The organism is Bradyrhizobium sp. BEA-2-5 (genome assembly GCF_032918025.1).
GTDB classification, from domain to species: Bacteria; Pseudomonadota; Alphaproteobacteria; order Rhizobiales; family Xanthobacteraceae; genus Bradyrhizobium; species Bradyrhizobium pachyrhizi.
In genome coordinates this window covers 4,458,751-4,471,647 of record NZ_CP136629.1, presented here as the reverse complement: position 1 = coordinate 4,471,647, position 12,897 = coordinate 4,458,751, and the positions used below count along the sequence as shown (strand labels likewise).

The following is a 12,897-nucleotide window of genomic DNA, read 5'->3' as shown; positions in this document are numbered from 1 at the left end:
TGCAAGCGTATAGCGGAGCGATGTCCGAACCGACCGAAGCAAAAACCGATATCGTCGCCGAGATCGAGGAGTGCGCGCATTGCGGCAAGCCGATGCCGCTGTGCATCTGCGACAGCGTCACCCCGATCGAAAACCGGCTGTCGCTCCTGATCCTCCAGCATCCGCAGGAGCAGGACAGGGCGCTCGGCACCGCGCGGCTGCTTGCCAGGCATTTCGAGAACGCCGTGGTCCGGATCGGGCTGTCCTGGCCGAGCCTTGCCAAGGCACTGGGCCGGCCGGTGCCCGATCCGTCGCGCTGGGCGGTGCTCTATCTCGGCTCCGCCAAGGTCGAGGACCTCGAGACCGATGCCGAGATCGTCGCGATCAACCGCAAGGGCGAACTGGAGCCGCATCAGCGCGCCATCCTGGCCGACATCGAGGGCATGGTGCTGCTCGACGGCACCTGGAGCCAGGCCAAGGCGCTGTGGTGGCGCAATCCGTGGATGCTCAAGTGCCAGCGCGTGATTCTCGGGCCGAAACGGCCCTCGCTCTACGGCAGACTGCGGCGGGAACCGCGCCGCGACGGCCTGTCCACCATCGAGGCGGCCGCGATCCTGCTGGCGGGGCTGGAGAAGCGGCCGGATATTGCCGCAACGTTGTCAGGCAGTTTCGAGCGGATGCTGGCGAGGTTCCGGGAAGTGCAGGCCAAACTGCCGGAATTGGCGCCCAAACCGAAGAAGCGGGATTTCCGGAGGCGCCGGCGCTAGAGCCTGATCCGGAAAAGCGCGAAGCGGTCTTCCGGAAGGATCTTGCTCAAACAAGGGGCACCTTACCTTCCGGCTCGGTTGCCTATCGGAGAGAGGCCGTATATGAAGTCCGCCGCACGGGGCCACGTGGCGGAGTGGTTACGCAACGGTCTGCAAAACCGTGTACACCAGTTCAATTCTGGTCGTGGCCTCCATTCATCTCATCAATGGCTTGCAGCCAATCAATGAGAAGCCGCATTAGCTCGCGGCGTACCAACCTTCAGGAAACGGAATCAGCGGCCACGGCGCCTGGTTGTCATTGGCCGCGCGCGGTGGCGGCTGAATGCGGGGCGAGGGCTGAGCCACGAAATCCTCCTGAGCAATGGGCGCGATCGCCGTTCGCACGGCGTCCAGCAGCAGATCAAATTCGACTTCGCTCATCGCGCTCTCCGAGGTTCGAGAGCGCCATGGTCGCAAAACTGTCTTCGGTCCGGATTGAGCGATTCGTTCGAATTTTATGAAAAGAACGATGGCGCCCGTGTTGGTTAACAAATCGTTGGTGACCCTTCGGGAACCTAGGTCGGCGTGGCCGCACCTCATGTGAGACAGATCACATCTTGCGAAAAACTCCGCCCGGAATTCCCGGCAATCCTCATAGCCGTCAAATATCGCAGAAGTTTTAGGGAGCCGTGACAATGAGGCCGTGCATCGCGGGATACTTGTTGATCGCATGCCACCTCGATCCTCGGCTTTTGCTGACATGGTCTCACCAGTGGGCACTGTTGGGTGCTGCGGGCAGCTCCCGGACAGCGCAAATCGCCTACGCCCGCTGTCTATCGCCTCGAGCCGGAGGAAATTCCCGACGTCTGCGCGCCGTTACGTCAGTCCGGTGAGGTCGTGCGGCAGCATGGTCTTGAACTGCGTCAGCGCCTGCCGCGCCTTCCTCGGTGGCAGCATGATCGCGTGACGCACGGCGGCTGCGATCAGCGTCATGATCAGTGCTGAAAAGGTGGCGAAGGCGGCAGTCGGCATGCCGGGCGCAATCCGCCTGACCGCGTCGGACAGCAGGCCGGAGAGCACGGCCATGTCGTCCGCATCGAGCTTCTGCAGGGCGCGGTCGGCTTGCGTCGCCTGCCAGATGTCGCGCATGACAGGCTCGCGCATGAACATCTCGTAGTAGCTGTCGACGATCCGGCAAAGCGCCGGGTGCAGGTCGCGCGCGGTCGTCACCGTGGCCAGATCGCGCCTGACGCAATCGCGCCCGACCGCGTTATGGCGTTCGGCCAGGGTGCCGATGATCGCGGCCTTGTCCGGGAAATATTGATAGAGCGAGCCGAATGCGACGCCGCTGCGCGCGACGACGTCGCTCATGCGGAAGGCCTCGCTGCCCTTTTCCGCCATGATCTCGGTCGCGCAGGCAAGGATGCGCTCGAAGCGCTCGCGGCTGCGCTGCTGGGTCGGGGCAAGCCGCGCCAGCCCGGGGAGGGGGACTTCCACGGCCGCGGCCTTTCGTCTCGACATCTCTCGCTTCCCTGCGATCGGGGTTGACGGCCCTAATACGAGAGTTTATCGCATTTCACAAATACGAGTATATCTCGCATTTGGAGGCGGAACGATGCGCCAGATCCTGACCTCGGCCTTGCTGTGGTTTTCCGCGCTCGGTTGCGGCCTGCTCGCCGGGCTCTATTTCGCGTTCTCGGCTTTCGTCATGACCGCGCTCGGCCGCATCGATCAGGCCGCCGGCATCTCGGCAATGAACGCGATCAATGCCGATATCGTCCGCTCGCCGTTCATGCCGGTGTTCCTCGGCACCACGCTGTCCTGCGCTGTGCTGGTCGTGCTCGGCGGGCTCAGATGGCAGGAGCCGGGCGCGATTGCGATGATTTGCGGCGGCGCCCTCTACGTGGTCGGCATGTTCGTCGTCACGGTCGCCTTCAATGTGCCGCTGAACGATCAGCTTGCGGCCTCTGACCCTGCGGGCACGTCGGCGGCATCTGTCTGGGCGCGCTATCTGACCGACTGGACCTTCTGGAACCACGTGCGGACCATCTCCTCGCTGGCCGCGACCGCGCTGTTCATCGTTGCCATCGGCGGGCGATAGCCTGCCGGCTTGCGCGGCGAAGCCGGGCGGTGGTGCCCGAGACCAGAATCGCAGCCGCGGCGCGATCGCGGCGCTGGCGGTGTTTCAGGTGCCCGCAAGGGCGGCGGCCGGGCACGCACCGCGCGGAGGAATGGTTAAACCCTTGTAACGCAGAGATTTACGGTCCCCGGTAAAGTTTCGCCGGAGGGGCGATTTGGTTCTTTGCAAGGCCGAAAGGCTTTGTTATACGCTGCCCGCTCGCGAACAGAGGTTCGCCTTTTCCTCGGTAGCTCAGCGGTAGAGCATCCGACTGTTAATCGGATGGTCGCTGGTTCGAATCCAGCCCGGGGAGCCAGTTTGGTCTGGCCCCATCGATCCCCCAAATCGCCAATCACAAGCCCGTGGTCCGCAGCGGACAGGCCGAAAACGTCGTCAAATCGACTCAATAACGTTCAACACTCGCTTCCGTCGGGTCTTGAGAGGTGATTTTGATGACCATTAACTTGATCGACCTGTCGATGCCGCAGCCGACGCTCGTTCCGAATGACGCGCCTGACATCAGTGACGATGAATGCGTCCGCCGACTCGCGAAGGCCGTCGAGGAGCATGATTCCGAGCATCTCGACGAAGTGGCCCGCCTGATCGGCCGGCTTGCCGTCACGATCGAATAGACGGCGCCACGAGCCTGTTCTGGGAGCGCGATCGCCCGCCAACGGCGTGTTGCGTTTTGGCGGAGCTTGTTCCAAAAGATGGCCCTGTTCTAGCTTCTCCAGCGGCAATGCCGCGACTTGCAGGGTCTCCGCCAATGACCGGTTTTTCGACCGCGCGCCAGTATATGGTCGATGGTCAGGTGCGTCCGAGCGACGTGACCGATGATCGTATTCTCGATGCCATGCTGACCGTGCCGCGCGAGATATTCGTGCCGGCAAGCAAGCAGGCGCTGGCGTATCTCGACCTCGACCTCGATGTCGCCGAGGGCGGTGCGACGAGGCGCTGCCTGATCACGCCGGCGCTGCTCGCCCGGATGCTCCAGGCCGCCGAGATCAAGGCCACCGACCGCGTCCTCGTGGTCGGCTGCGCGACCGGTTACGCCGCCGCCGTCCTGGCGCGCTTTGCCGCAGACGTCTGCGCGACCGAAAGCGATCCGGCGCTTGCCGCAAGGGCGACCACGGCGTTCGCCGAGCTCGGGATCCAGAATATCACCGTCAAAACGGCCGCAGCCGCCGACGGCGATGCCGCGGGCGCCCCGTTTGACGTCATTATCCTCAATGGTGCCACGGAGATCGTCCCGACCGGGCTGTTCGGCCAGCTCAAGGAGGGGGGCAGGCTGGTCGGGGTGTTCGGTCTGTTGCCGCCGCCGCGCGCCACCCTGGTGACGCGCTCCCACGGGGATTTCGGCCATCGCGAGCTGTTCGACGCCTCGGCCCCCGTTTTACCCGGATTCGAGCGAGTTCCCGCCTTCGTCTTCTGACCCTCTCCTGCGGCGCAGGGCTGATAAAATCCCGTTCCGAATCAGAAGTGTGGCCCGTTTGCCCCATGTGAAGAGTTTCGACCGTGTTCCGTTGCGGGGTAGTTCCGTTGGGCCTAGCTGCGGACTAAGGTGAGGCGGGACTCACTTCGACTGAAGCGACCGCCGGACTGATTTGCGTGTGGGAGACGGCGACTACAATGATTGGATTTCCGGGGATGCGTGGGGTGAAGGTTGTCACCGCGGCTGCGACTGCCGTCCTTCTGTTGGCGGAGATGGGCCCTGTGCCCGCACTCGCCGATACAATCGAGGCCGCGCTGGTGCGGTCCTACCAAAACAATCCCCAGCTGAACGCGCAACGCGCGCAGGTGCGGTCAACGGACGAGAACGTTCCGCAGGCACTGTCGGGCTACCGCCCGAAAGTCGCACTGACGGCAAGCGCGGGGTACCAATACACCGATACGCTGACGACACAGGGCGGCGACGCGAACAATCTTGTCCGCACCCAAATCCATGGCGCCAACGCGCCGCGCAGCGCAGGCCTCACGGTCAACCAATCGCTGTTCAACGCGCAGACCGCGCCCAGGGTGCGCGCGGCGGAAAGCCAGGTCTCGGCGGCGCGCGAGGGCCTGCGTGTGCTCGAGCAGACCGTGATCCTGAGCGCGGCCACGATCTACATGGACTATCTCCGCGACTCCGCCATCGTCGAAGTTCAGCGCAGCAACACGCGCGTGCTGGAACAGACGCTGAAGCAGACCCAGGACCGCTTCAATGTCGGCGAAGTGACGCGGACCGACGTCGCGCAATCCGAAGCGCAGCTCGCGGCAGGTAAAACCCAGCAGCTCACCGCCGAATCGAACCTGACGACGACGCGTTCGAATTTCCGCCGCATCATCGGCAACGAGCCGCAGAACCTCGCGCCGGGCTCGCCGGTTGACCGGTTCCTGCCAACGACGCTTGCGGCTGCCGTTGATCTCAGCCTGACCCAGAATCCGAACGTCACCTCGGCGATGTACGGCGTCGACGTCAACTTCCTGCAGGTCAAGGTCAGCGAGGGAGCGCTGTTCCCGTCGGTCAACCTGCAAACGTCGGTGCAGCAGCAGTACGAGCAGACCCTGATCAGCCAGCGCGCGTTCAGCGCGGGAACGGCGGTCCAGCTGTCGGTGCCGCTCTACCAGGGCGGTGCGGAATATTCGCTGATCCGCCAGTCGAAGGAATCGCTGGCGCAGCAGCGCCTCGTGCTCGAACAGACCCGCGATCAGGCGCGCGCCAACGTCGTCACCGCGTGGGGCCAGCTGGTCGCCGGTAAGTCGCAGGTGGCATCGGCGCAGGCCCAGGTGACAGCATCCGAGATAGCGCTGAACGGCGTGCGCGAGGAGGCAAAGGCCGGCCAGCGCACCACGCTCGACGTTCTCAACGCGCAGCAGGCGCTGGTTAACGCCCGCATCGCGCTGGTTACCGCGCAGCACGACCGCGTCGTCGCGTCCTATAACGTGTTGAGCGCAGTTGGTCGCTTGTCACCGCAGGTGCTTGGCCTTTCGACCAACGTCTACGATCCGAGCGTGCATTACCAGCAGGTTCGTGACAACTGGGCCGGCGTACGCACGCCCGACGGCCGCTAAACACCTTCGCATCATCATCGCTTGTCGCGTCATGTTTGTGGTTCTGAGTTAATCAGGACCACAAACAGGCGCGTTTGCTTGCATTCGATAATTGGCCTGACATACCGTTTTGTCGGGCAGCAAGGCGATTCGCGGCGCGCCGGCGTAGCGTGATGACAGGTGCGACGCCACCTGTGATCACGCTGCATTGGGCGACACGAAGCTTGCACAAAGCCTCGGGCGGGCTTGATCTGGGGACAAGTCGGGCGGGAGCAATGAAAATCTCCGCCCACATCATCGGAACCGGCAAATCCTCTCGGGCTTGATGTAAAATCGTTTCGATGTGGAGTTGGAGATGACGCAACCTGCGAAGGTCCAAGAGCCCTCGATGGAGGAGATCCTGGCGTCGATCCGTCGCATCATTGCCGACGACGAGGCGAAGCCGGCCGCGGCCGAGAAGCCTGCGGCCGCCGCTGCAGCGCCGGCGCCGAAGGTCGAGCCAGCACCAGCAACCAAGCCCGCGATGAAGAGCCCGCCGCCCGCAGCGCCACCGGCCGCGAAGGCCGCCGCGCCCGCGCCGAAATCACCGCCGCCTGCGCCTGCACCGGCGGCCAGCAACAGTCAGGACGACATCGACTCGCTGCTCGCCAGCCTCGACGAGGCGACGCCCGCAGCCGAGATCAGGCCGTCGCCGCAGCCCGCAGCCCAGCCCGAAGCCGACGTGTTCGAACTCACCGACGAGATGGCGCTGCCGGACCCGGCCGCCGCGCCGTCGTTCCGCAAGGTCGAGCCGCAGGACGACCTCGAGTTCACGGAAGCGCGGAGCCGGGCGCCGGAACCGGCCCGGGAGCCGCCGGCGATCGAGACCGCGCCCATGCAGCAGATCATCTCGGGAACCACGATGCGGGCAGTCGAATCCGCCTTCAATTCCCTGGCCCATACGGTGCTCAGCAGCAATGCACGGACGCTGGAGGATTTGGTCAAGGAGATGCTGCGGCCGATGCTGAAGTCCTGGCTCGACGACAACCTGCCCGGGCTGGTCGAGCGGATCGTCAAGGCCGAGATCGAGCGGGTATCCCGCGGGCGCTAGCTCCGCCGCGGGCGCCAGTCCGCGCGGCGCTAGTAACGCAGCCGGCGCGAGGCTGGCTTCCGCCGTTGGGCCTAGCGGCCCTCAATCAGCTCCCCAAATGCCCTAAACGTCGATTTGACGTACCGGTCCGGTTGACTTGGTGCGCTCCGGCGGCTTTCTAACGCTTTCCATGGTCCACAGCGCATTGTCATGATCGAGAAAAATTACCAGCCCGCCGATATCGAGCACCGGATGGCCCGGATCTGGGAGGAGAGCGGTGCGTTCAAGGCCGGCCGGCCTGAACGCAAGGATGCCGTGCCCTTCACCATCGTGATCCCGCCGCCGAACGTGACGGGCTCGCTGCACATGGGTCACGCCCTCAACAATACGCTGCAGGACATCCTGTGCCGGTTCGAGCGCATGCGCGGCCGCGACGTGCTGTGGCAGCCCGGTACCGACCATGCCGGTATCGCCACCCAGATGGTGGTCGAGCGGCAGCTGATGGAGCGTCAGCAGCCCGGCCGCCGCGAGATGGGCCGCGCGAAGTTTCTCGAGCGGGTCTGGCAATGGAAGGCCGAGAGCGGCGACACCATTATCAACCAGCTCAAGCGGCTCGGCGCCTCCTGCGACTGGTCGCGCGAGCGCTTCACCATGGACGAGGGCCTGTCGAAAGCCGTCGTCAAGGTGTTCGTCGAGCTGCACCGCGAGGGGCTGATCTACAAGGACAAGCGGCTGGTGAACTGGGACACCAAGCTCTTGACCGCGATCTCCGATCTCGAGGTGCAGCAGGTCGAAGTCAAGGGCCACCTCTGGTACCTGCGCTATCCCATCGAGGGCCGCAGCTTCAGCCCCGAGGATCCGAAATCGTTCATCGTGGTCGCGACGACGCGCCCCGAGACGATGCTCGGCGACACCGCCGTCGCGGTGCATCCGGACGACGAGCGCTACGCCGATCTGATCGGCAAGAACGTGATCCTGCCGCTGGTCGGCCGCAAGATTGCGATCGTCGCCGACGAATACTCCGATCCGGACAAGGGCTCCGGCGCGGTGAAGGTGACGCCGGCGCACGACTTCAATGATTTCGAAGTCGGCAATCGCCACGGCTTGCGCCGGATCAGCGTGCTCGACAAGGAAGGCAGCCTCAGCCTGGTGGGCAACGAGGACTATCTGCGCGGCCTGCCGATGGGCGCCGACGAGTTCGCCGCCGAGTTTGACAAGATCGAGCGCTTCGCGGCGCGCAAGAAGATCGTCGCGAGGCTGGAGGAGTTCGGCTTCGTCGAGCGGATCGAGCCGCACACCCACATGGTGCCGCATGGTGACCGCTCGAACAGCGTGATCGAGCCGTACCTGACCGACCAGTGGTATGTCGACGCCAAGACGCTGGCCAAGCCCGCGATTGCGGCGGTGCGTTCGGGCGAAACGACGTTCGTGCCGAAGAACTGGGAAAAGACCTATTTCGAATGGATGGAGAACATCCAGCCCTGGTGCATCTCGCGCCAGCTCTGGTGGGGCCACCAGATTCCGGCCTGGTACGGACCTGACGGCAAGGTGTTCGTGGCCGAGACCGAAGAGGAGGCCGTCAGTCACGCGCTCGGCTATTACGTCGAGCAGGAAGTCATCACGGTCGAGCAGGGGCGCGAGATGGCGCTCGACCGCAACAAGCGCGAAGGCTTCATCACCCGCGACGAGGACGTGCTCGACACCTGGTTCTCCTCGGCGCTGTGGCCGTTCTCGACGCTCGGCTGGCCGGACGATACGCCCGAGGTGCAGCGCTATTATCCGACCAACGCGCTGGTGACCGGCTTCGACATCATCTTCTTCTGGGTCGCCCGCATGATGATGATGGGCCTGCACTTCATGAAGGAAGTGCCGTTCTCGACCATCTACATCCACGCCCTCGTCCGCGACGAGAAGGGTGCCAAGATGTCGAAGTCGAAGGGCAACGTCATCGACCCCCTGAACCTGATCGACGAATACGGCGCCGACGCGCTGCGTTTCACGCTGGCCCGCGAGGCGGCGCAAGGCCATGACATCCGCCTGTCGCCGCATCTGGTCGAGACCAACCGCAATTTCGCGACCAAGTTCTGGAACGCCTGCCGCTTCGCCGAGATGAACGAGTGCGTCAAGCCGGACGGTTTCGATCCGAAGGGCGCGAAGGAGACGTTGAACCGCTGGATCGCGCACGAAACCTCGCGCGTCACCCGCGAGGTCACCGAGACGATCGAGGATCATCGCTTCAACGATGCCGCGGGTGCGATCTACCGCTTCGTCTGGAACGTGTTCTGCGACTGGTATCTTGAACTCGCGAAACCCGTGCTGATGGGCGAGGAGGGCGCGGCCAAGGCCGAGACCCGCGCCATGATCGCCTGGACCCGCGACGAGATCCTCAAGCTGCTGCATCCGTTCATGCCCTTCATCACGGAGGAGCTGTGGGCGGTGACCGCAAAGCGTGACGGCCTGTTGGTGTTGGCGTCCTGGCCGCGCAAGCCGGGCGTGACCGGCGAGCAGCTGGCCGCGATCGCGACCGCCGGTCCGGTGGTCGATCCGATCATTCCGCCGGTCATCGCCGCGCTCGACGCCGACGAGTTCAGCGATCCTGCGGCCGAGGCCGAGATCGGCTGGGTGGTCGATCTCGTCACCGCGATGCGGTCGGTGAAGGCGGAAATGAACATCCCGCCGTCGACACTGACGCCGCTGGTGATCGCGGGCGCCTCCGACGAGACGCGGGACCGCGCGCGGCGCTGGAACGACACCATCAAGCGGCTCGCGCGATTGTCGGATATTTCGTTCGCCGATCATCCGCCGGAAGGCGCGGTGCAGCTCCTTGTCCGTGGCGAGGTGGCCGCGCTGCCGCTGAAGGGCGTGATCGACGTCGCTGCCGAGCGCACGCGCCTCGACAAGGAGATCGGCAAGGCCGACGCCGACATCAAGCGCGCCGAGTCCAAGCTGGCGAACGAGAAGTTCGTGGCCAACGCGCCGGAAGAGCTCGTCGAGGAAGAGAAGGAAAAGCGCGCGGCAGCAGCGGAGCGCCGCGCCAAGATCCTCGAGGCGATCGAGCGGTTGAAGAAGGCGTCATAGCGAACGACGCCGTGGCGATCAAAACCGCTTGCTGAGGAATTTCGATCCCTTCAGCCCATAGCGCCAGGGCAGCTCGACCGCCTTGGTGATGCCGATCCGCACCCCGGTGATGATTTCGGGTGCTTCGGTCCGCGCATGGAGCGCGATCGGGGCGCGGTCGAGTGGCAATTCGCTGTGCGCGATGGTGATGCCGAGCGCCTCGCAGAGCTTGCCGGGCCCCGAGCACAGCGCCCGCTCGTCCTCCAGCCCGCGCCGCCGGCGCATCGCCGCGAGCCCATGGGTCGGCTCGATCGCGCGGATCAGCACGGCGCTGGCCGAGCCTTCCGCCTCGCACACGAAGTTCACGCACCAGTGGATGCCGTAGGAGCGATAGACATAGGCAAAGCCGGGCGGGCCGAACATCACCTGGTTCCGTGGCGTCGGCCCGCGATAGGAGTGTGCCGCGGGGTCGGTATGATGATAGGCCTCGACCTCGACGATGATCCCGCCGACACCGTTGACCAGCATGGTCGCGCCGATCAGGTCGGGTGCGACCTCATGGACGCTGCGATCGAAGAAGGAGCGTTTCAGCGCCTTGCCGAGGCGCGGCGCGGTCGCGCGGATAGATCGGGGTTTTTGAGCCATTTTGAGGTGGGAATCGGCATGGAACGGACCGCAAGACTGCCAATATATGGGCTGGTCTGCTAGGGTCGCGGGACGGGTTGCGAGCCGCGTCAACACCGATTAGCTAAGCCCTTGGTTCGGAGCATGATCGGTTCGGAAAACCGGACTCCACTTTTCCGGATCATGCTCCCGCGACTTGCAGGCATCCATGGTCACCATCGTCGACACCATCTCCACCACTCAGCTCCGCCCGCGCCACCCCGAAAAGGTGAACCGGCCTGATTCCGCTTCGCCGCCCAAGCCGGACTGGATCCGCGTGCGCGCGCCGAATACCCGCGGCTATGCCGACACCCGCAACATCGTGCGGGCGAACGGCCTGCACACGGTATGCGAGGAGGCGGGCTGCCCGAACATCGGCGAGTGCTGGGACAAGAAGCACGCGACCTTCATGATCATGGGTGACACCTGCACCCGCGCCTGTGCCTTCTGCAACGTCAAGACCGGCCTGCCCGGCGCGCTCGAGGCGAGCGAGCCGGAATATGTCGCGGAGGCCACCGCCAAGCTCGGGCTTAGCCACGTCGTGGTCACCTCCGTCGACCGCGACGACCTCGCCGACGGCGGCGCGCAACATTTCGCAGAGACGATCGGCGCGATCCGGGCCGCGTGCCCCTCGACCACGATCGAGATCCTGACGCCGGACTTCCTGCGCAAGGAGGGGGCACTCGAGGTCGTCGTTGCGGCAAAGCCCGACGTGTTCAACCACAATCTCGAGACGGTGCCGTCGCGCTACCTCACGGTGCGGCCCGGCGCGCGCTACTTCCACTCGATCCGGCTGTTGCAGCGGGTCAAGGAACTCGATCCCACCATCTTCACCAAGTCCGGCATCATGGTTGGCCTCGGCGAGGAGCGCCACGAGGTGCTCCAGGTGATGGACGATCTGCGTTCGGCCGAGGTCGACTTCCTGACCATCGGGCAATATCTCCAGCCGACCCGCAAGCACCATGCCGTGATGCGGTACGTGCCGCCGGACGAGTTTTCGTCTTACGAGAAGGTCGCCTACACCAAGGGATTCCTGATGGTGTCGGCGAGCCCGCTGACCCGCTCGTCGCATCATGCCGGCGAGGACTTCGCCAAACTGCAGGCGGCGCGCGCGGCCCGCGGCCGCTAGATTTTGCAAACGGCGGTAGGCCGGCGCCGTCACGCGCCGTTGCTTGATCGGGCCTTGATCGAACCTCGACCGAACCTTGGACTGGACCAATGCAGCGCGTTCTGGTGATGGGATCGTCGGGATCCGGCAAGTCGACCTTTGCGCGGCGGCTGTCCGCCATGACAGGGATTCGGACCGTGTCGATCGATGCGCTGTTCTGGAAGCCGGGCTGGGTCGAGTTGGGCAGGGACGAATTCGAGCGCCGCATGACCGAAGCAGCCCGCGAGCCGCACTGGATCATGGATGGGAACTACATGAGGCATGGTGCAGGGGAATTGCGCCGGGAGCTCTCCGATACGATCATCTGGTTCGACCTGCCGCGGTCGACATGCATGCTCGGTATCTTCAGGCGGATAGCCGGGAGCTATGGCCAGGCCCGCCCGGAGATGGCGGAAGGCTGCCCCGAGAAGATCGATCTCGAATTCTTCCGCTACGTCTGGACCTATCGCCGGCAGCAGCGGCCGAAGCTGATCGAGTATTTTGCCGGCTTGCGGCCCGATCAATCGCTGGTCTGCTTCACCGATCGGGCGCAGGCGGATGATTATCTGAAGCGCCTCGCACTCGGGCAAAACCGTGCGAGTATCCACTGATGCCACGATTCTCAAGCAAGCGGCGGGTCCGGCACACCGCACCTCAGATGTTCGATCTGGTCGCCGACGTCGAGCGCTATCCGGAATTCGTGCCGCTATGCCAGTCGCTCAAGATCCGCCAGCGCACGCCCAAGGACGACGGCACCGAGGTGCTGGTTGCCGACATGACGGTATCGTTCAAGCTGATCAAGGAATCCTTCACCAGCCGGGTGACGCTCGACCGCGCCAATCTGAAGATCCTGGTCGAATATCTGCGCGGCCCGTTCAGCAATCTGGAGAATCGCTGGAGTTTTGAGCCGAAGTCGGAAACCGAATGCGATGTCGGCTTCTTCCTGAATTACGAATTCAAGAGCCGCATGCTGGCGATGCTGATGGGCTCGATGTTCGACGCCGCCTTCGCGCGGTTTGCCCACGCGTTCGAGAAGCGCGCGGATCAGGTCTACGGCAAGCCGCAGCTGTCGACGTAGCGAAGCCGT

General features: G+C 64.4%; 13 protein-coding genes and 2 tRNA genes. 12 read left to right on the top strand and 3 right to left on the bottom strand.

Features of this window, described 5'->3' with window-relative positions:
• The first annotated feature begins 20 nt into the window (after positions 1-20).
• Positions 21-746, top strand: a complete 726-nt coding sequence (locus RX327_RS20900) for a tRNA-uridine aminocarboxypropyltransferase (RefSeq protein ID WP_317246977.1) — start codon at positions 21-23, stop codon at positions 744-746.
• A 120-nt stretch (positions 747-866) separates the two neighbouring features.
• Positions 867-940 (top strand) — tRNA-Cys (locus RX327_RS20895).
• A gap of 43 nt (positions 941-983) precedes the next feature.
• On the opposite strand, the gene RX327_RS20890 is transcribed toward RX327_RS20895, so the two are convergent.
• Both RX327_RS20890 and RX327_RS20885 read right to left on the bottom strand, forming a co-directional pair.
• Positions 984-1,166, bottom strand: a complete 183-nt coding sequence (locus RX327_RS20890) for a hypothetical protein (RefSeq protein WP_024584196.1) — start codon at positions 1,164-1,166, stop codon at positions 984-986.
• Between the two features lie 435 nt (positions 1,167-1,601).
• Complete coding sequence (locus tag RX327_RS20885; protein WP_050385331.1) at positions 1,602-2,246, bottom strand: TetR family transcriptional regulator; 645 nt, start codon at positions 2,244-2,246, stop codon at positions 1,602-1,604.
• 94 nt (positions 2,247-2,340) lie between these two features.
• Here RX327_RS20885 and RX327_RS20880 point away from each other — a divergent pair, with 94 nt between their 5' ends.
• The 7 genes from RX327_RS20880 (at position 2,341) to RX327_RS20850 (ending at position 10,021) form a co-directional block, all read left to right on the top strand.
• Complete coding sequence (locus RX327_RS20880; RefSeq protein ID WP_050385332.1) at positions 2,341-2,826, top strand: DUF1772 domain-containing protein; 486 nt, start codon at positions 2,341-2,343, stop codon at positions 2,824-2,826.
• A gap of 259 nt (positions 2,827-3,085) precedes the next feature.
• Positions 3,086-3,160 (top strand) — tRNA-Asn (locus tag RX327_RS20875).
• A 136-nt stretch (positions 3,161-3,296) separates the two neighbouring features.
• A complete protein-coding gene (locus RX327_RS20870; RefSeq protein ID WP_028331942.1) occupies positions 3,297-3,476 on the top strand; it encodes a hypothetical protein in 180 nt (59 codons plus the stop codon).
• A gap of 134 nt (positions 3,477-3,610) precedes the next feature.
• The gene (locus RX327_RS20865; RefSeq protein WP_050385333.1) at positions 3,611-4,276 is read left to right on the top strand and encodes a protein-L-isoaspartate O-methyltransferase family protein; all 666 of its coding nucleotides are present in this window, start codon (positions 3,611-3,613) and stop codon (positions 4,274-4,276) included.
• Positions 4,277-4,491: 215 nt separating this feature from the next.
• Complete coding sequence (locus tag RX327_RS20860; RefSeq protein WP_317246976.1) at positions 4,492-5,895, top strand: TolC family outer membrane protein; 1,404 nt, start codon at positions 4,492-4,494, stop codon at positions 5,893-5,895.
• 334 nt (positions 5,896-6,229) lie between these two features.
• Entirely contained in the window at positions 6,230-6,964 is a 735-nt protein-coding gene (locus RX327_RS20855) for a PopZ family protein (protein ID WP_317246975.1), read from the top strand.
• Positions 6,965-7,153: 189 nt separating this feature from the next.
• Entirely contained in the window at positions 7,154-10,021 is a 2,868-nt protein-coding gene (locus RX327_RS20850) for a valine--tRNA ligase (RefSeq protein ID WP_317246974.1), read from the top strand.
• 18 nt (positions 10,022-10,039) lie between these two features.
• Here the strand turns inward: RX327_RS20850 and RX327_RS20845 are convergent, their stop codons facing one another.
• Positions 10,040-10,645, bottom strand: a complete 606-nt coding sequence (locus RX327_RS20845) for a DNA-3-methyladenine glycosylase (RefSeq protein ID WP_317246973.1) — start codon at positions 10,643-10,645, stop codon at positions 10,040-10,042.
• 187 nt (positions 10,646-10,832) lie between these two features.
• On the opposite strand from RX327_RS20845, the gene lipA reads away from it, so the two are divergent.
• From lipA to RX327_RS20830, 3 genes are all read left to right on the top strand, one after another.
• On the top strand, positions 10,833-11,792 hold the full coding sequence (gene lipA / locus RX327_RS20840; protein WP_317246972.1) for a lipoyl synthase: 960 nt from the start codon (positions 10,833-10,835) through the stop codon (positions 11,790-11,792).
• An 89-nt stretch (positions 11,793-11,881) separates the two neighbouring features.
• Positions 11,882-12,421: a DNA topology modulation protein gene (locus tag RX327_RS20835; protein WP_317246971.1), complete on the top strand. Its 540-nt coding sequence runs from the start codon at positions 11,882-11,884 to the stop codon at positions 12,419-12,421.
• Positions 12,421-12,888, top strand: coding sequence for a type II toxin-antitoxin system RatA family toxin (locus tag RX327_RS20830; protein WP_317246970.1), 468 nt, complete (start codon positions 12,421-12,423; stop codon positions 12,886-12,888). The genes RX327_RS20835 and RX327_RS20830 overlap by 1 nt, the downstream gene beginning before the upstream one ends.
• Positions 12,889-12,897 lie beyond the last annotated feature (9 nt).